The organism is Microbacterium sp. NPDC058389, from assembly GCF_042722305.1.
In the GTDB taxonomy this organism is placed as follows: domain Bacteria; phylum Actinomycetota; class Actinomycetes; order Actinomycetales; family Microbacteriaceae; genus Microbacterium.
This window is the reverse complement of record NZ_JBHXJQ010000008.1, coordinates 1-18,433: the sequence shown is the minus strand read 5'-3', so window position 1 is coordinate 18,433 and position 18,433 is coordinate 1. Positions and strand designations below refer to the sequence as shown.

The following is an 18,433-nucleotide window of genomic DNA, read 5'->3' as shown; positions in this document are numbered from 1 at the left end:
CTCCCTCCGCCCGTTCGCCACCCCCGCCGCGGGGGGCGCGGCCCCCCGCGGGCCCGCGGGGGCGCCCGGCGCGAAGGTCACGTGGCGGGGGGGGGCCTGCGGGTGGCGGGGGCCCGCGGGCGCCCGCCCCGCGACGGCGCTGGCTGCTCTGCCACCCGGCGCCACGGTGCTGACCGCGGCCGGTTCGATGGGGGCGGATGCCGCCACCGCCGCGGGCCTCGACCCGCGCGTGGTCCACACGCCTGCCGCCCCGACGACGGCCGCCGACACGATCGCCGCCGTGCGGGCCGTCGCCGCCGCCGGCGCGACGCTCGTGCTGTTCGCCGGCGGCGACGGCACCGCGCGTGACGTCGTCGCGGGCCTCGCCGACGGCCCCGGCGTCGCTGCGCTGGGCATCCCCGCCGGCGTCAAGATGTACTCCCCCGTGTTCGCGGTGAGCCCGCAGGCCGCCGGCGGTCTCGCGCGTGCCTGGCTCGATGGGGCGCTGCCCACGCAGGTGCGCGAGGTGCTCGACGTCGACGAGGCCGCGCTGCGGCGGGCACGCGTCGAGCCGCGCCTGTACGGCGAGCTGGTCGTGCCCTATCGAGCCGGGCGCACGCAGGCGCGCAAGGCCCCCACCCCCGTGTCGGAGCAGGCGGCGGTCGCCGCGGCGGCGCGGGGGGCGGCATCCACCCTCCGTCCGGGCGTGCGGTACCTGCTGGGGCCCGGCGGGACCATGGCCGAACTCGCCCGGACGCTCGGCGTCGAGAAGACGCCGCTCGGGGTCGACGTCGTGCTCGACGGCCGCATCGTGCGCCGCGCGGCCGGCGAGGCCGAGCTGCTCGACGAGATCTCGCGCGGCCCCGCCCAGGCGGTCGTCAGCGTGATCGGCGGTCAGGGCTTCGTGCTCGGCCGCGGCAACCAGCAGCTGTCGGCTCGCGTCATCCGGGCGCTCGGCGACGGTCCCGACGGCCGCGGGCCGCTCGTCGTCGTCGCCCCCGAGTCCAAGCTCGTCGAGCTGCAGGGCCGGCCCCTGCTCGTCGACACCGGCGACCCCGACCTCGACGCCGTGCTCGCCGGGCACATGCGGGTGATCACCGGCCCCGCGGCATGCAGTCTCTATCCTGTCCACGCACCAGAATCCGAAGGAGCACCCCATGCGTCTTGAAGGCAAGAAGGCCATCGTCACCGGCGGCGCCGGCGGCATCGGCCGCGCCACGTCGCTCGCATTCGCCGCCGAAGGCGCCGCCGTCGCCGTCGTCGACCTGAACGCCGAGGCCGCGCAGGCCGTCGCCGACGAGATCCGGGATGCCGGCGGCACCGCCGTCGCGATCGCCGCCGATGTGTCCAGCGAGGCCGACATCGAACGCGTCGTCGCCACGGCCGTGGCCGACCTCGGCGGGATCGACGTCGTGTTCAACAACGCCGGCATCATCCGCCGCACGACCGCCGTCGAGACCACGGTCGAGGAGTGGGACCGCGTGTTCGGCGTGAACGTGCGCGCCATCTTCCTCATGTGCAAGCACGTCGTGCCGATCATGGCGGCCTCCGGCGGCGGCTCGATCGTCAACACCGGGTCCGGCTGGGGTCTCAAGGGCGGCGGCCAGGCGATCTCGTACTGCGCCTCGAAGGGCGCCGTCGTCAACATGACCCGCGCGCTCGCGATCGACCACGGCCCGCAGGGCATCCGTGTGAACTCGGTGAACCCCGGCGACGTCGACACCGGGATGCTGCGCGACGAGGCCCGCCAGCTCGCGCAGGACACGAACGCGTTCCTCGCCGAGGCCGCCGACCGGCCGCTGCAGCGTATGGGGCAGCCCCGCGAGATCGCGGCGGCCGTCGTGTGGCTGGCCAGCGACGAGTCGTCGTATGTCACCGGATCGGCTCTGGTGGTCGACGGCGGCGGCATCGCCTGAGCAGAACCGGGCGTAGCGGCCGGACACCCCTCGGGGCGTCCGGCCGCTACTCTTTCTCCGTGCGCTTGGGAGTTCTCGACATCGGCTCGAACACCGTCCATCTGCTCGTCGCCGACGTGCACCCGGGAGGGCGCCCGCTGGCCACCACGAGCCAGCGCACCGTGCTGCGCCTCATGCGCTACCTGGCACCCGACGGCTCGATCACCGACGAAGGCGTCTCCGCCCTCGTGGCCGCCGTGTCGGAGGCGCGTGAGATCGCCGCCGCCGAACACGTCGACGAACTGCTCGCGACCGCGACCAGCGCCGTGCGCGAAGCCACGAACGGCCCCGCGGTCATCGCGCTCATCGAGGAGGCCCTCGGCCAGCCGCTGCAAGTCCTCGGCGGCGAGACCGAGGCGCGCTACACCTTCCTCGCCGTCCGGCGGTGGTTCGGATGGGCGGCCGGGCAGATCCTGCTGTTCGACATCGGCGGCGGCTCGCTCGAGCTCGCGGCCGGAGCGGACGAACTGCCGGAGGCGGCGGCATCCGTCCCGCTCGGAGCGGGGCGCATGACGATCCAGTTCCTCCCCGACGATCCGCCCGGCGAGGAGGCCGTCGACCGGCTGCGGCAGCACGCGCGCGCGACGCTGGCGCCGGTCGCGGAGTCGTTCGGGTCGCTCGCCCGGCCCGACCACGTGGTCGGCTCGTCCAAGGCGATCCGGTCGCTCGCGAAGCTCGTCGGCTACCCGGTGCCCGGATGGTCGGGGATCGAGCGGATGCTGCTCCCCCGCGCGTCGCTCGGCTCGTGGATCCCGCGTCTTGCCCGCATCCCGGCGTCGGCCCGGCAGGAACTGCCCGGCATCACGCCCGACCGGACGTTCCAGATCGTCGCCGGCGCCGTCGTGCTGCACGAGGCCATGCGTGCGCTCGACGTCGACGAGCTCGAAGTCTCGCCGTGGGCTCTGCGCGAAGGCGTGCTGCTGCGCTACATCGAGTCGCTCAGCTGGAGCGCGCCGGAGGCCTGAGCTGCGGGGGCGAGAGGTGTGTCACCCCTCGCCCCCATCCGCCCCGCTCTCAGCCCGCCGGCGTGATGCTGCCGAACAGCCGCAGCTCGGCCACCCCGAGGATCTGACCGTTCGCGATGCGGACATACCGGTAGGCGGCGTCGCCCTGGACTCCCCAGCGCTGCCACTCCAGCGTCTTGGCGGGCACCGCCGGCGTCAGACGCGTCCAGCTCTGCAGGTCGTTCGAGCCCTCCAGCCGCAGGTCGGCGATGCGGGATGTGCCATACCCGTCCTGGCGGACGAGCAGCTCGGCGCCCGTGAGCGTGACCTGCGCGCCGGCACCAAAGTCCCACACGTTGCCGTACGTGCCCGCGTTGAGGCGCGTGTCTGAGTGGGTCGAGGCGTCGCCGTCGAACATCCTGGCCGCGTTCGACGCCCACGCCGTGTCGACCACACCGTCCGGGCGCAGCACCTTCGCGGTGCGGAACGCCTCGTCGAGCAGGCCCGTGTCGGTCGACAGGAACAGCTTCGAGCCGTCCGTCGTCGCGGCCACCGGGTCTGCGGCCCGGCCGTCGGAGGTCGTGAACGCGATCGTGAAGGTGACCGCGGCACCTGCCTGGGCCGACGCCGGCACTGCCGCCGACGCCACCCACTGGCCCGCGCCGGGCGACGACACCTGCGCGGGTGCGCCGAGGATCGTCACGGCGACGCCGGTGTTGCCGGCGGGCCCGGTCAGGTTCAGCTCGACGTGGTCGCCGGCGACGACGCGACCGGCCACCCCGTCGGGCGACGACATCGTGACGGTGTCCAGGGACCCCGTCGCCTCGCTGCGCACACCGTCGATGCGGATGTCGGCGATGCTCCAGATCCCCGGGTAGGCGGGGTCGGACGGCACGCCCGGCTCGTCGACCTGGAACTTCAGGAACCGGAAGCGCTCCTCGCGCACGCCCTCGCGCACCGGGATCCATTCGACGGCGGCATCCTGCCCCGCGTTCGGATGCTCGCTGAGGAGTGTCCAGGTGGCGCCGTCGTCGGATCCGTACACGTTCGTGCCCTCGGCCCGATTCGGGAAGGTGTCGCGCGCCTGGAAGCCGAACGCGTTCGACGCGACCCGGAAGCCCGGCCCGAAGTCGAACACGATGCCGGTCACGCGCTGGTCGCCCCACGACGTCTGGTTGTCGCCGTCGGCGACGGCACGCAGCTGCGACGAGGTGAGCGCCGGTGCGGTCACGATGCCGGTGTAGTCGAGCGTGCCGTCGCCGAGCTTCGGGTTGAGCAGCCGCAGGTCGGCGATCGCCGCACCGAGCTCATCGAGCACGGCGGCGAACGCAGCGGAGTCCGCCGTCTTGCGCAGCTGCTTGGCCTTCGCCTGCAGCTCGTCGACCTTGAGCCAGGATGCCGTCGTGTAGAGCTCGCTGCCGCCTTCGACGCCGTCCATCAGCTTGCCGATCGCCGATGCGCGGTTGGGGGCGATCGTGACCGCGACGGGCAGTGCGGTCACGGTCGTGCCGTCCGATGCGACGGCGAGCAGGTCGGCCGTGCCGTGGCGCGCGGGCGTCCACGTCACGGTGCCGCCCGACAGTGCGGCGCCCGCGGGCGCGTTCTGCAGCGACAGCAGCGGCTGCCCGCCGGCGTCAGTCGTGGCGAAGGTGTGCGTCCACGGTTCGCCCGCAACGGCCATGGCCCGGACGGCGGGCGCGTCGGCGAACACGGGCGGCGTGAGCACGCCGTTGGCCTGGGCCAGGACGCCTGCCACGTCGACGTCGGCGTCCGACCCGGTCGCCTTCAGGAACACGATGTTGTCGCCCACGGCACCGGGCGTCCTGTCGACGTTCAGGTCGAGCCAGACGTAGCGCCATTGGCCGTCGGTGTCGGGCACGACGATCTCGGCGAACGGCGCCTCCTGCGACGTGCGCGCGATCTGCAGGCGCGCGGCACCGTCGCTGCGGACCTTGACGCCCACGAGCGCGGTCTTGGTGCGATCCGACCAGACCGCGCGGCGCACCGCGAGCTGGGCGTCGTCGGCTGCGGCGTCGAGGCGCACGAACGCGGTGCCGTCGGCGTCCGCGCCCGGCTGCGCCCCCGCACCCAGTGCCGTTCCGAAGGTGCCCACCGACAGCTCGGCCGACGCCGCCGTGGGCGCGACCGAGTCCTCGACGTCGGCGAGCTGGGCCGGGAAGGCCACCCAGTACTCGGCGCCGGTGTAGTCCGAGCCGCGGTCGTTCCAGAAGTTCTGGATGCCCGTGCCGTAGTAGTACAGCGGCCCGTCACGATGCGCGTAGAGCTCGGCCACGTGCGGGGCCTCGGTCTCGACGTCGACACCGGCGACGTACCGGTACTGCAGGTAGGCCTCGCTGAGGGGATCCTGCAGCCGGCCGCGGTACGCCTGCGAAATCGCCCCACCCTCATTGGCGGGGATGTACGGCACCTCTTCGCCCATCATGAACGCGTCGAAGGTGTCGGCTCCGGCGAGGATGCGGTCGTCGAGGAAGCGATACGGCGACACCGCGTCGGCGGCCGTCGAGACGGTGCCTGCGACGGGGTCGACCTTCGTGCCCTGGTTGTCGACGAGCCGGGCGAGCGCGACGAGCAGGTCGACGTCGCCCTGGCCGTGGGCCTGGTCGCGCAGCATCTCCATGTGCTGCACGAACGGCTGTCCCGTGGTGTTGCCGGTGGCGTCGGCGGGGATGTTCCGGAAGATCGACGCGAGCGCGCCGTTGACGTCTCCGCCGTACAGATCGTGCTCGCTCTCGTAGGTCGAGTTGACGGTGAACCATTCGACGTACTTCGCGTACAGGTCGGCGTCGTCGAGGAAGATCGCGGCGGCGACCATGCCGATCACGCCGTAGAGGTGCTGGTTCCACAGCCGGTTCTGCGAGTACAGGAACGTGCTGAGCACGGGACGCACGAGGTTGTCCTCGATGCGCTGCTGGTCGGTGTCGGTCCATCGCAGGTCGTAGCCGTCCCGCGTCTCGTTCGCCGGCTCGGTGCCGCGCACCACCTCGGCGGCGATGAGCATGTAGTACAGCGGAACGCCGGTGTGGATGTGCGCGTCGGCGAAGTAGGCGTACTTCGCCGGGTCGAGGCTGCTCCAGGTGCGCAGGATGTGCAGCGTGTTGGCGCGGTACTGCTCATCCCCCGTGACGACGTATTCGAGCGCCTGCGCCATCGCGCCGAGGCTGTCGCGCAGCGCACTGGACCGCATGCCCGCGCTCGCGTACGCGTCGTTCTTCGGGGTGTCGGTGCCGGGCTGGGCGTTCTCGGCCCAGAAGGTGCGCGACGCGTACTTCGTCTGGCTCATCGCGTCGTAGTAGCTCGCCCACGGGTCGACCCCCGCGAGCACCTGCGTACGCATGTTCTCGAGGTGGTCGGCGGTGAAGCCGATCCCCGGGTGGGCGAAGCCCGCGTCGCTGAGCGTCCGCACGATCGCGGGTGGGGATGCCTCGGCCACCAGCTCCTCGGCGATCGCCGGCTGCAGCGCGGTGACCGCTCCGGCCAGTGCCAGGGCAGCCGCGGTGACGGCGCCGACCAGACGCCGGACGCGGCGTCGTTGTTGCTCGATCCTCATCGATCTCTCTTCCTGTCGCCGCGGTCGACACCGACCGCGGATGTGGGGACTGCAGGATGGATAACGTTTGCCAGTTAACGATGCAGGGCACGCCGTCCGACGTCAAGGGGTGTTTCAGGTGAGCTGCGGCGAGGCGAAGCGCACGGCGACGCGGCCGATGTCGGCCGTCCAGCCGCGGCCGTCCAGGTCGTCGGCGCGCACCCCGAAGAAGAGCCCGGTGAAGCGGAGCCGGGGCCCGTGGTCGTCCGACAGCGTCCAGGCGGGATGCACGCCGGGGACCGGCATCCACTCCCCCTCCGCGTCGCCGGCCCACGCGAACCGCAGGTCGGGGCCGTCGAGCGACATGCGCAGCCGCAGCGGCCCGTCGGGCACGGCGACGGGCCCCGATCTGGTCGTGCTCCCCCCGTCGCGGCGCACGACACGCAGGTGCCGCCCGTCGTCGTCGCCATGGGTCAGCTGCAGCTGGATCCAGCCCGACCGGTCGTACCAGGCGATCGGTCCCACGGCTTCGCGCGGCGTGCGCGGTGCGGCGTCGAGCAGCACCTCGAACGACGCGTCGTGCTCCTCCACCCGCGTCAGGATCATGGCCTGGTCGAACACCGACGCGGCGGAGTGCCCGCCGCGCAGGCGCAGCCATCCGGGTCTCGCGCCGAGGTCGGCCACATCGTCGGGGAGCGCGGCACGCAGCGTCGACCAGCGCCGGCCGTCGAGCGCTTCGGCGTCGAACTCGTCGGTCCAGCCTCGCGGGCCGGGCCCGGCATCCGTCTCGACCGTGGTGCCGGGCACGGGGATCTCGACGCGCGCATGATGCCCGCCGCCGGCGAGGCGGAGCCAGCCGTCGTCGTCGAACTCCACCGGCTGCAGACACGTCTCCCGGCCGAGGGTGCTGTAGCGCTCGCCCAGATGCAGGGTCGGCCGACTGGCGAGATGCACGAGCCACCACTGTCCGCCCGGCATCTGCACGAGTTCGCCGTGCCCGGCCTTCTGGAGCGGGTGCCCCGGCGCGTCGCGCGTCGTCAGCACCGCTTCGCGCGGATCCCGCTCGTACGGGCCGAGCAGGCTCCGGGAGCGGGCAAGGGTGATGCCGTGGTTCCAGCCGGTGCCGCCTTCCGCGATCAGCAGGTAATACCATCCGCCGACGCGGTACAGGTTGGGGCCCTCGACGAGGCCGTCCTCCCGGTACACGACGACGGCCTCTCCGGTCGTGCGTCGCTCGTCCGGGAGGTACTGCTCGACGACCAGCCCCGAGAACGACGGATGCTCGGGGCGCTGGTCCCACTGCACGCCGACGATCCAGTGCGTGCCGTCGGGATCGTGGAAGAACGAGAAGTCGAAGCCGCGCGAGCCGAGATGGACCGGCTCGCTCCAGGGCCCCGCGATGTCGTCGGCGGTGACGAGGTAGTTGTCGATGTCCTTGTCGTCGCCGTCCATCGTGCGCACGATCGAGTACGCCAGCCAGAATCGTCCGTCGGCGTGCGTGAGGCTCGGCGCCCAGACGCCGCCGGAGTCCGGGATGCCGCGCAGCTCGAACCCGTCGTCGAGGGCGTGGCCGATGGCGGTCCAGTGGACGAGGTCGCGCGAATGGTGAAGCCGCACCGCGGGATGGAACTCGAACGTGCTGGTGGCGACGTAGTAGTCGTCACCCACGCGCAGGATCGACGGGTCGGGGTTGAAGCCCCGGAGGACCGGGTTGTGGATCACGGGCACGAGCGGCCTCCGGCTCGGTGCATCACGGCGTCACCGGGTGCAGGAACGGCTGCCCGGCCACGAAGCGCTCGATCTCGGCGAGCGCGCTCTCGCCGAGCCGTCGCAGCTCGTTGCCCATCGACCCGGCGAGGTGCGGCGTGAGGAACACGTTGGGCAGGCTGAACAGCGCGTGTCCCGGCGGCAGCGGGTCGGGCTCGGTCACATCGAGGACGGCGCGCAGCCGCCCGCGCCGCAGTTCCTCGACGAGCGCCTCCTGATCGATCAGCGCCCCGCGGGCGGTGTTGATGACGGTGGCCCCGTCGGGGAGCGCCGCGAGCACGTCCGCCGAGATCATGCCGATCGTCGCCGGCATCTCGGGCGCGTGGATCGAGAGCAGGTCGCTGCGGGCGGCGAGCGCCCGCAGGTCGTCGACGAGCTCGGCCCCGAGCGCGTCCGCGTCCGCCGCGGAGACGTACGGGTCGTACAGCAGCACGCGCACGTCGCTCGCGCGCAGCCGGTCCACCACGAGCGTGCCGATGGCGGACGCCCCCACGATGCCGATCGTCGTGCCGTAGAGCCCGGCCCGCGGCGCGGCCGCCTCGCGGTCGATGAACCGCTGCTCAGCGCTGTACTCCCGCGACAGCCAGAACGCGTCCTTCGCGGCGAGCGTGATCATCGCCACGGTGTACTCGGCGACCGGGACGGCGTTGGCCGCCTTCGCGGTGGAGACGGGGATGCCGCGGGCCGCGGCATCCCCGTCGAGGGAGCCGTTGCCGCCGCCCCAGTGAACGACGGCGCGCGTCGCGGGGAGCGCTCCGAGGTCGCCCGGGCGGATGCCCGCACCCCATCCGGTGATCAGCAGTTCGACTCCGGCAGGATCCGGGATGCCTGCGACCGAGGTGGTGGGCTGCGTCAGATCGATCTCGAGCAGCTCGTTCAGCCGCGCCTGCTCGTGAGGGCCGAAGACGAACGGCACCAGCGCCGGGTCCATCAGCAGTGCCGCCCTCATGCGCCGAGCTCCGCGATCGTCCACTCGTCGCGCCACTCGAGCTGCACGGCCCCGTCCCGGATGCGCAGCGGCAGCCAGACCGCGGGCGACTGCGGCAGGTCCGCCGGATCCCAGCGGTCCCCGACGTAGACGTAGCCGTCGCCGACGGGTGCCACGACGCTCACCTGCGACTCGAAGGTGCGTGTGCCGACGGGCGCGATCGGAGCCCAATCCTCCCACGGCCCTTCCAGCGCCGGCGCACTGGTGTACATGTTGTCGTTCATGCCCCACCCGGTGAGGTCGGAGCCGAACAGGTAGTAGCGCCCGTCGTGGCGCACCATCGTGGGCGACTCGTAGCCGATCACGGGGTTCGCCTGCTGGCGGAGCGTGGCGACGACCGACTCGACACCGAGATGGTCGTCGCGCAGCCGGTAGATGTGCAGACCGTGGTCCCGGTCCTCCGACAGCAGGTAGCCGACCCCGTCCTCCTGGAACACGCCGATGTCGCGGCTGAGGTTGCCGAGCGGCCGCTCGCTGCGCACATACGAGAACGGCCCCTCCGGGCGGTCGGCGATCGCGAAGCCGACGCGGGCGTAGGCGTAGTCGCCCTCCTCCCCGTCGACCGGCCCGTCGACGTGCAGCAGCATGACCCAGCGCCCGTCCGGTCGCTGCAGCACCTTGGGCCGTTCCACGATGCGGCCGGCGGCGATGTCGCCCTCGCCCGCGGTCAGCGCGTCGCCCTCGTGACGCCAGCGGGCGAGGTCGTCCGACGAGTAGCAGGCGACCGCCGTGAACGTCGCACCCGCCGCCTTGTCCTCTCCCCAGGCGAGCCAGCGATCGCCGACACGCTGCAGGCCGATGCCGTGCAGCTGGGCGGTCCGGCCGCGATCGTCGACGAACACCCGTCCGGGCAGGATCGCGCCGCGCTCAGCCATGGGTCACCCGCAGCACGCGTGCGCCGAACCCTGACGGCGTCGAGACCTCCAGGCCGTCCGCCGTCGTGTCGAGACCCCACGGCGTCGCGTCCGCCGGGAACAGCACCTCGGCCGTGCCCGCCACGCCGGGGATCGTGAACCCGGCCGGGGCCGCATCCCGGTCCCACACGAACAGGAGGTCCCCGTCGGAGGTGTGCAGCCCGAGGCATACGACCGGCGCCTCCCACTCCGGAAGCCCGAGCGGCCAGAACGGCGTCGCCTCGCGCAGCCGGTCGCGCAGCTGCTTGTGCAGCCCTACGGCTTCGGCGACCCTGGCGCGCTGGCCGGGGCGCAGCTCGTCGAGGAATCCCGACAGGTACAGCCGGCCGCTGAGACCCGTGACCAACGTGAAGGACGTCTCTTCGTCGCTCATGTCGACGGCCGGGTAGGCCCAGTTGCCGCACTGCTCGGGGAGGATGGATGCCGGAGCCGACGCCGCGATCGGCGGGTACAGGCGGAAGTCCTGCTGGTCGCTCGTGGACTGCAGGTGGGTGACCCCGAGCAGTCCGTAGTCGGCGCGCATGGCTCCCGAGCTGCAGTTCTCGATCCGCAGGGCGGGATGCCGTCGCTGCACGCCGACCAGCCAGTCGCGGAATGCCCGCGTGTGGCCGAGCAGCCCGTCGCCCGCGGTCGTCGCGTGGTGCTCGGTGCCGGCGCCCGGGTTGATGTTGTAGTCGAGCTTGAGGTAGCGGACGCCGTACGCCTCGACCAGATGGTCGACCGTGGCGTCGAGGTGCGCGCGGGCGGCCGGGTGGCGGAAGTCGAGGTGGTACCGGCGGTCCTCCTGCACGCGCCTGCCGAACCGCACGAAGAACGCCTCGTCGGGCAGCGTCGCGGCGGCCGGGCTGTCGACGCCCACGACCTCGGGCTCGAGCCACAGCCCGGGCGCCATGCCGGCGGCGCGGATCGCGTCGATCACGCGGGCCAGCCCTCCGCCGGGGAACCGCGCGGGCGCCTCGCGCCATTCGCCGACGCTCGACCACCAGTCACTGACCTCGGGATCGGCGAACCACCCGGCGTCGATGCAGAACACCTCCGCCCCCGCCTCGGCCGCGCCCTGGATCAGCGGGAGCAGTTTCTCGGTCGTCGGCTGCCCCATCAGGGTGTTCATGAAGTCGTTGTACACCACCGGCAGCTGCTGCTCGCCGGCGGTGCCGCGCAGCCACCTCCGGTAGCGCGTGAGCTCGGCGATCGCGCCGTCGCGCGCAGCGGTGGATGCCGACACGGCGACCGGCACGGCGGTGAAGGTCTCGCCGGGCAGCAGCTCGCGTGCGAACTGGTGCTCGAGGTCGGTCGGGCCGAGGAGCGACAGCACCCCGCCGTCGCGTGCCTGGCTGAGGTCGGCGTGCCAGCCGGCACTCGTCTCGATCTGCCATGCGAGTGCCTCGCCGTCGGCGCGCGCGAGATAGCCGCAGGGCACGTGCTCGCCGCTCGACCAGGCACCGTGGCTGGTGAGCCCGACATGGCCGCGCCCGTCCTGCCCGTGGAACGCGAGGTCGATGTCGGGCAGCACGGCGCGCACCGAGACCTCGCTCCAGCGGTCCTCGGCGAGCCACTCGCTGGCCGCCGTGCCCCAGCGTGTCGCGTCGAGGTCGTCCTGAGACCGCCCGATGCCGAGCGTCGCCGACGACACCGCGGTCACCACGACGGTCTCGCGCCCGGCGTTGTGCACCTCGCTCTCGATCCGCACGGCCGCCGTGCCCGCCGGGGCGGTGACGGTCGTGCGCACCTCGAGGCCGGTGCGGATGTCGCTCTGCACGATGACCGCTCGCGTCGCACCGGCGCCGCCGGTCACCTCCGAGCGCTGCACCCGCAAGCGCTCACCCACCGCCGACCGCCAGTACGCCTGGCTGGTGCGCGCCCGCTGTTCGCCGGACGTGAAGACCTCCACGAGCCCGACGCCGTCGCGCCCGGCGTGCGTCGAGGTCGGCACGACGAGCGAGGCGGGGGCATCGGGTCCCCACCGAAGCTCGAACGCGCCGATGCGTGCGCGTGCGGTGTCGGCGGCCGGGAGGTCACGGGTGATGGTGTCGGTCACGGTGTGTGGCTCGTCTCGTCGGGGCGGGTCAGACGCAGCGCGTCGTTGCAGATGTGGATGCCGGCACCCACGAGTGCCGGGAGGAACAGGGCGAGTGCCGGGCCGAGCAGCGGGATCGCGGTGGCCGCGAGCCCCAGACCGGTCAGCAGCAGCCAGCTGAGGGGGATGTGCGGACGCCGCCCGATCGCCTTCACGGCGGCGGTCAGCGTCTCGACCGGCCGCCCGAACCCGTCAGAGCCCGCGACGACGCAGACGCCGATCAGCAGCGCGGCGGCGAGCGCGGCACCGGCCGCGACGAGCAGCAGCACGGCGTCGGAGCCGCCGAGCAGCGCCAGGTCGTAGGCGAGCACCAGGGCCACGAGGCTCGTTCCGGCGGCCGCCCACCACAGATGGCGGCATCCCTTCGCGAACGCGTTCCAGAAGGCGCGGCCCGCGCGTGCCTCACCTCGCTCGGCGAGCAGCAGCCGCGTGCCGCGAAGCAGCGCGTAGGCGGCCGGCACGATCGGCAGCAGCGATGCCGCGCCGAGCCACACGGCCAGGTGCGTCGCCTGCCAGCCGACGAGGGTCGTGAAGGCGAACAGCGGGACGAGGCATCCGAGGAACGAGACCGACACGACGAAGTACTGCCAGACCGCGAGGACCGTGGCCGCCAGCGGCCCGTCGAGCGCGATCAGTGCGCGCACGCGGATCAGAGCGGCGTTCATCCCTTCACCGCCCCGACCGACATCCCCTTGATGAAGTAGCGCTGGAAGGCGGCGAAGATCGCCACCGACGGAATGATCGCGAGGATCGCCCCCGTGTAGATGAGCTGCCACTGCGACGTGAGCAGGCCCACCATCCGGTTGATGGCCACGTTGATGGTTCCCGCGGACGACGAGTCGAGGAACACCAGCGGGATGAAGAAGTCGTTCCACAGCCCGAGCGCCTGGATGATCACGAACGCCGATGTCACCGGCAGCAGCATCGGGAACACGATCGACCAGAACGTGCGCAGGCGTCCGGCGCCGTCGATGGAGGCCGCCTCCTCGACGTCGATCGGCACGCTCTTGAGGAAGCTGCAGTACAGCAGGATGCCGAAGCTCGCCGCGCCGCCGAGGTGCACGAGGATGACGCTCGTCAGCGTGCTGTACAGCCCGACCTCGTTGAAGCCCTTGACGAGCGGGATCATGCGCACCTGGAACGGGATCATCAGTCCCGCGATGAACAGGATGTACATGAACCGCGACGTGCGGCCGCCGACGCGCTCGATGCCGTACGCCGCCATCGGCACGATCGCCACGAGCAGCACGACGGTCGCGACCGTGATGATGAGCGTGTTGACGAGCGCCTCGCCGTAGTCGGTCTGCTGGAACAGCTGCACGTAGTTGTCGAGGGTGAACTGCGTGGGCAGTCCCATCGGGTCCTTCGTGATCTCGGCGTACGAGCGGAACGAGTTCAGCAGCGCGTAGATCACCGGGCTCGCCACGATCAGCACCAGCACCGCGAGCACGACCATGACGACGATCTGGCCGACGGTGAGCTTCTTGCGGGGGGATGCCGCCTTGCGGCGTCCGCGGCCCGACGCGGGTTGCGGCGCGACGAGCAGTTGCGTCTCGGTGCTCATGCCTGGATCTCCCTCTTGCGCATGTAGGCGTTCGCCGCGACGGTGCTGACGATCACCACGAGGAACAGCACGATCGCCGCCGCGCTGCCGAAGCCGGCGCGGTACTCGCCGAAGCCGACCTTGTAGATGAAGAACGCCATGGTCTCGCTCACGAACCCGGGCCCGCCCGACGTGAGCACCATGACCTGGTCGAAGATCGTCCAGCCCGCGATCATCGCGAGCGTCATGTTGACGGTGACCGCGCCCGCGAGCATCGGCCACGTGACGTGGCGGAACACCTGGCGGCTGTTCGCCCCGTCGATGCGGGCCGCCTCGATGAGCTCCTGCGGCACGGACTGCAGGTTGGCGAGGTAGATGAGCGTCGTGTTGCCGCCGAGCGTGAAGCACGTGATGAACAGGATGACGCCGACCACGATCGAGCTGTCGCCCAGCCAGTCCCGCGCCCAGTCAGGGAACCCGGCATCGCGCAGGAACGTGTTCACCGCGCCGAAGTTGTAGTTGAGGAGGTACTTCCAGACCGTCGCGAGGATGAATGCGCTCACGAGCGACGGCAGGTACACCGCGGTGCGGAAGAGCCCCTGCCACCGCCCGACCTTGTCGAGCATGAGGGCGACGCCGAGCGAGATGGCGTTGATGATGACCGCCGACCCGAGGCCCAGGATCAGCGTGTTCCTCACCGCGTTCCAGAAGCGGCCGCTGGTGAGGATCTCCTCGTAGTTGGCGACGCCGACGTAGTCGTAGTCGGGGCTGATGCCGTCCCAGTCCGTGAAGCTCAGCTGCAGCGACTGCAGCGACGGCACGATCACCATGAGCAGGTAGATCACCAGCGCCGGAGCGATGAAGCCGAGCATCACCCACCGCCCGGACCGGAACCGGCCCGTCCGGCGCTTCTCCCCCGCGGTGCCCTTCGGCACGAGCGGCACGTCGTCGCGCACGCCGTCCGGAGCACCGTCGAGCGGTCCTTCACCGCTCAGGCGGACGGCGGTGCCGACCACCTGGGTCTGCCCCTGCAGGGCACTCTGATCTGTCATGGAGACCTCCTCGCCTCCGCTCCGCGGTGCCCGGGCGCGTGCCCGGGCACCGCGTCACGCGTTTCAGCCCGCGGCGACCGTCTTGTCGAATTCGGCCTGCACCTTGGCGATCGTGTCGTCGATCGACGACTGACCGTCCTGCATCTCGATGCGCGCCTGGCGGAAGAACGTGTTGAACGCACTGAAGGTCGACAGGTCCGACACGTTCTCGTACCACTGGAGATTCGGGTTCTCCAGCAGGGCGAAGTAGTCCTTCGAGCCCGGGATCGAGGTGTTGCGCTCGATCTCGTCCGAGGCGACGATGTTGGGCGCGAGCCACCCCTCGGACTCCATCAGGTTGGCGGTGTCGACCTGATAGAAGTACTCCAGGAACTCCGTCGCCGACGCGTACTCGTCCTCGTCCTCGGCCGCCTGCGCCGAGATCGCGAGACCGCCGGCGGTGTCGCCGTTGACCGCGTTCTTGAGCACGTTGATCGAGCCGTCCTCGGCGGGGATGATGAACAGGCCCGCGTTGAAGTCGGGGTCGACCTTGTGGATGTCGTTGAGTCGCCCGATGCCGGCCGACGAGGTCGCCATGACGGCCATGTCGTTGACGAGCAGTGTGGTGGTCTGCGCGTCAGCGGTGGACTGCCAGCCTTCGAGCACGTAGTCGTTCGTGATGTCGAGCAGCTCCTGCAGCGGCTCGCGCAGGTCCTCGACGGCGGCGTCGCCGTTCTGCGCGGCGGTCCAGAACCCGCCCTCGTCCCCGTACTCGGCGAAGTAGGGTGCGGCCAGCGGCTTCCACAGCTGGTCGCTCGGCCACACCTCGGCAGCCGCGGTCGCGAGCGGCGCGTCGCCGTTCGCCTTGATGTCGGCGAGGAGGTCGAGGAAGTCGTCGTACGTCTCGGGCACCTCGAGGTCGTTGTCCGCGAAGTAGTCCTTGTTGTAGACGATGTTCAGGCCGATCTCGCCGTTGAGCGCGCTGTACGGCACGGTGTACACATTGCCGTCCTCGGCGGTCCCGAACGCCTCCGGCTGGATGAGCTCGGTCACCGACTCGGGGATCGGCGCCAGCTTGCCCGCGTTCACATAGGTGAGGGTGTCGCGCATGTCGACGACGGCCGGCCAGTTGCCGGTGGCATCCATCGTCTTGAGCGCGGTTGCGTAGTCGCTGCCTGCAGGAAGCGGATCGAGCTGCACCTTGGTCGTGTCGCTCTGCTCGTTGAATGCCGTGACGACCGTGTCGACGACCGAGTTCCAGGTGTCGTCGCCGGTCGCGTAGAGGAAGCGGATCGTCGTCTTCTCCTTGGCTGCAGCGTCGCCCTCGGAGCCCGATCCGCCCCCGCTGCAGCCCGTCAGTGCCAGTGCCGCGACAGCGATTCCCGCTGCGCCGGCCGCCCAGGGCGAGCGGCGGCCCAGCCGGGCGCGCACCGCTGCCCGCGTCGTTGCGTCGTGCATGTGATCTCCCTTGATTCGTGCCGGAACGTTTCCGTCTCGGAGAGAGTACCCCAAAGTGGACAACGTTTGCCAGTACTTTGCGTTAAGCGCTTTCCGGCCTGGGTCGGCAAGGGTGAGGAGCGAAGGGATGCCTCCCGCCAGCGCGCGTGGACTACCGAGCTTCGAGCGCCAGACCGTGCAGGATCGGCGTCGCCGTGAGCGCGATCGCCGCGTCCGCATCGGCGTCGGCGTCGAGCACGAGCTCGAGCGCCGCCCCGCCGAACCGCTCCAGCGGAACCTCGACGGTGCTGAAGCCGGGCAGGACGTCGCCGAGCATCGGAACATGGTCGAACCCGGTGACCTCGATGTCGCCCGGGGTCGTCACGCCGAGCTCCCGCAGCCGGGCGATGACGCCGACGGCCATGGCGTCGCTCATGGCGGCGATCACGTCGAACTCCCCCAAGCGGTCGCGCAGCTGCTCTACTGCACGGTATCCGCCGTCGCGCGAGAACTCGGTGTGCACGACGTCATGGTCGTCCACCTCGATGCCGCGGTCCGCGAGCCCCGCGACGAACCCTCCGACGCGCTCGAGCGCCGTCACCTCGATCGAGGGACCCGAGACGATCCCGAAGCGACGGTTCCCGGCATCCGCGAGCCCCTCTGCCAGCAGGCGCGCGGCGTGACGGTTGTCCACCGTCACGGTCGGGAACCCGAGGTCGTTGTCACCGATGACGACGATGCGCGCGCCGTGCTCGTTCAGCACGCGGAGCTGCTCGCGAACCGCCGTTTCGCGCGCGGGGTCGGTCGTACGGCTCGTCGCCATCACGACGGCGAGGTGGCGCTCACCGCGCAACTGAGTCAGCAGCTCGAGCTCCCGCATCGAGTCGTCACGCGTCGTACGCACCGCGACCGAGACGCCGCGCTCCTCGGCGGCATGCATCACGCCCGCGATCATGGTGGCCGAGCCGAAGTCGTCGATGTCGCCGACGATGAACGCCACGGTGTTGGCGCGGCCGCCCTTGATGGTCTGCGCGGCGGGGCTCACCGAGTAGCCGAGCGTGCGCGCGGCCTCCTCGACGCGGCTGCGCACCTCGGGCGAGCCGCTCTGCTTGCCGCGGACGCCGCCGTTGAGCGCGCGAGAGGCCGCCGGCACCGACACCCCGGCCAGCCTGGCGACGTCTGCGAGGGTGGCAGGCTTGGCGCTCTTGGACATTCGTCTCCCCGGGGCGTGCGCGTGGCAGATAACGCTATCCAGTATCCCGGATGCGGGCCGCCGAGCGTGCCGGCGTCGCTCAGCGCACGACCGCGGTCGCGGTCGCCAGGCGCGCCAGCACCTCCTGGCTGATCGACCCGAGCAGGAACCGCGCCAGCGCGCCGCGCCCGTGCGAGCCGACGACGGCCAGCCGCGCGTCCGCGGCGAGCTCGTTCAGGATCTGCGACGGGTACCCGCGTTCGACGCGCGGCACGATCTCCAGGTCGGGATACTGCGAGCGCAGCCCCGCGAGCGAGATGGCGAGAGACTCCTCGGTCAGCTGCGCCAGGTTCTCGAGGTACTCCACGGGGTACACGCCCATGTTGCGCGGCACCTCGAGCGGCGTCCACACCGACACCGCGACGAGCGGCTCCCGCAGCCGGTCGGCTTCGGCGGCCGCGAACGCGACGGCCCGCTCCGCCGTCGGCGAGCCGTCGACCCCCACGAGCACGCCGGAGCGGCCGGTGAGGTCGAAGTCGGGCACGACCACGACGGGGCAGTGCCCTCCGGCGGCGATCCGAAGCCCGTGCGCACCGCGCGAGGCCTTCGAGCCCGGGCCGCGGTAGTCGCTGCCGATCACGAGCAGCGCCGCCTCCTCCGAGGCCTCCAGCAGTCGCGAGACCGGGTTGCCGCGCCCGACCCGCGTGCGCACCTCCAGCCCGCCGGCGGCCACACGGGAGGCCTCCGCCTCCGCTCGCACCTGAGCCTCGGCGAGGGCCGCCTCGACGATCGACCCCTCGCCGATCGCACCGGTCGAGCCGCCGACCACGGCGAGCAGCTCCAGCGGCTGACTCCGCTCGGCGGCCCGCTGCGCGGCCCAGTCCACCGCTCGGCGCGTGACCGCGGCCTCCGTGATTCCGACGACGATCGCTCCACCCACGATGACTCCTCTCGGATGCCCTCAGGCTAGCCCGACCGCTGCGTCGCGCGCAGGGACGAGGGCCGTGACAATTCGCCCCCCGAACGCGGAGGGGCGGACCGTCGCCTCGTCGGCGACGG

The 18,433-nt window shown here is 71.7% G+C and carries 14 protein-coding genes; 3 read left to right on the top strand and 11 right to left on the bottom strand.

What is annotated here, in order from left to right; translation table 11 throughout:
• From ACFWJ8_RS12415 to ACFWJ8_RS12405, 3 genes are all read left to right on the top strand, one after another.
• A partial coding sequence (locus ACFWJ8_RS12415; RefSeq protein ID WP_378811747.1) for an ATP-NAD kinase family protein occupies nucleotides 1–1,147 on the top strand: 1,147 nt, incomplete at its 5' end.
• Nucleotides 1,137–1,895, top strand: coding sequence for an SDR family NAD(P)-dependent oxidoreductase (locus tag ACFWJ8_RS12410; protein ID WP_378811746.1), 759 nt, complete (start codon nucleotides 1,137–1,139; stop codon nucleotides 1,893–1,895). The genes ACFWJ8_RS12415 and ACFWJ8_RS12410, both read left to right, overlap by 11 nt.
• Before the next feature lie 59 nt (nucleotides 1,896–1,954).
• Nucleotides 1,955–2,899, top strand: a complete 945-nt coding sequence (locus ACFWJ8_RS12405; protein ID WP_378811744.1) for a Ppx/GppA phosphatase family protein — start codon at nucleotides 1,955–1,957, stop codon at nucleotides 2,897–2,899.
• Between the two features lie 49 nt (nucleotides 2,900–2,948).
• Here the strand turns inward: ACFWJ8_RS12405 and ACFWJ8_RS12400 are convergent, their stop codons facing one another.
• The 11 genes from ACFWJ8_RS12400 to ACFWJ8_RS12350 all read right to left on the bottom strand — a co-directional run bounded on the left by ACFWJ8_RS12400 (nucleotide 2,949) and on the right by ACFWJ8_RS12350 (nucleotide 18,314).
• Nucleotides 2,949–6,446, bottom strand: a complete 3,498-nt coding sequence (locus ACFWJ8_RS12400) for a hypothetical protein (RefSeq protein ID WP_378811743.1) — start codon at nucleotides 6,444–6,446, stop codon at nucleotides 2,949–2,951.
• A 114-nt stretch (nucleotides 6,447–6,560) separates the two neighbouring features.
• Nucleotides 6,561–8,153 carry a glycoside hydrolase family 43 protein gene (locus ACFWJ8_RS12395; protein WP_378811742.1) on the bottom strand — a complete coding sequence of 531 codons (1,593 nt, stop codon included), beginning with the start codon at nucleotides 8,151–8,153 and terminating at the stop codon, nucleotides 6,561–6,563.
• 22 nt (nucleotides 8,154–8,175) lie between these two features.
• Complete coding sequence (locus ACFWJ8_RS12390) at nucleotides 8,176–9,141, bottom strand: hydroxyacid dehydrogenase (RefSeq protein ID WP_378811740.1); 966 nt, start codon at nucleotides 9,139–9,141, stop codon at nucleotides 8,176–8,178.
• Nucleotides 9,138–10,055 carry a family 43 glycosylhydrolase gene (locus tag ACFWJ8_RS12385; protein WP_378811739.1) on the bottom strand — a complete coding sequence of 306 codons (918 nt, stop codon included), beginning with the start codon at nucleotides 10,053–10,055 and terminating at the stop codon, nucleotides 9,138–9,140. Before ACFWJ8_RS12385 ends, ACFWJ8_RS12390 begins: the two co-directional genes overlap by 4 nt.
• Complete coding sequence (locus tag ACFWJ8_RS12380) at nucleotides 10,048–12,132, bottom strand: glycoside hydrolase family 36 protein (protein ID WP_378811737.1); 2,085 nt, start codon at nucleotides 12,130–12,132, stop codon at nucleotides 10,048–10,050. Before ACFWJ8_RS12380 ends, ACFWJ8_RS12385 begins: the two co-directional genes overlap by 8 nt.
• Nucleotides 12,129–12,836 carry a hypothetical protein gene (locus tag ACFWJ8_RS12375; protein WP_378811736.1) on the bottom strand — a complete coding sequence of 236 codons (708 nt, stop codon included), beginning with the start codon at nucleotides 12,834–12,836 and terminating at the stop codon, nucleotides 12,129–12,131. Before ACFWJ8_RS12375 ends, ACFWJ8_RS12380 begins: the two co-directional genes overlap by 4 nt.
• Nucleotides 12,833–13,735, bottom strand: a complete 903-nt coding sequence (locus tag ACFWJ8_RS12370; protein WP_378811734.1) for a carbohydrate ABC transporter permease — start codon at nucleotides 13,733–13,735, stop codon at nucleotides 12,833–12,835. Before ACFWJ8_RS12370 ends, ACFWJ8_RS12375 begins: the two co-directional genes overlap by 4 nt.
• Nucleotides 13,732–14,766 carry a carbohydrate ABC transporter permease gene (locus tag ACFWJ8_RS12365; protein ID WP_378811732.1) on the bottom strand — a complete coding sequence of 345 codons (1,035 nt, stop codon included), beginning with the start codon at nucleotides 14,764–14,766 and terminating at the stop codon, nucleotides 13,732–13,734. The genes ACFWJ8_RS12370 and ACFWJ8_RS12365 overlap by 4 nt, the downstream gene beginning before the upstream one ends.
• 63 nt (nucleotides 14,767–14,829) lie before the next feature.
• Entirely contained in the window at nucleotides 14,830–16,203 is a 1,374-nt protein-coding gene (locus ACFWJ8_RS12360; RefSeq protein ID WP_378811730.1) for an ABC transporter substrate-binding protein, read from the bottom strand.
• Between the two features lie 151 nt (nucleotides 16,204–16,354).
• Complete coding sequence (locus ACFWJ8_RS12355) at nucleotides 16,355–17,395, bottom strand: LacI family DNA-binding transcriptional regulator (protein ID WP_378811728.1); 1,041 nt, start codon at nucleotides 17,393–17,395, stop codon at nucleotides 16,355–16,357.
• 79 nt (nucleotides 17,396–17,474) lie between these two features.
• Entirely contained in the window at nucleotides 17,475–18,314 is an 840-nt protein-coding gene (locus ACFWJ8_RS12350; protein WP_378811726.1) for a universal stress protein, read from the bottom strand.
• Nucleotides 18,315–18,433: the final 119 nt, after the last annotated feature.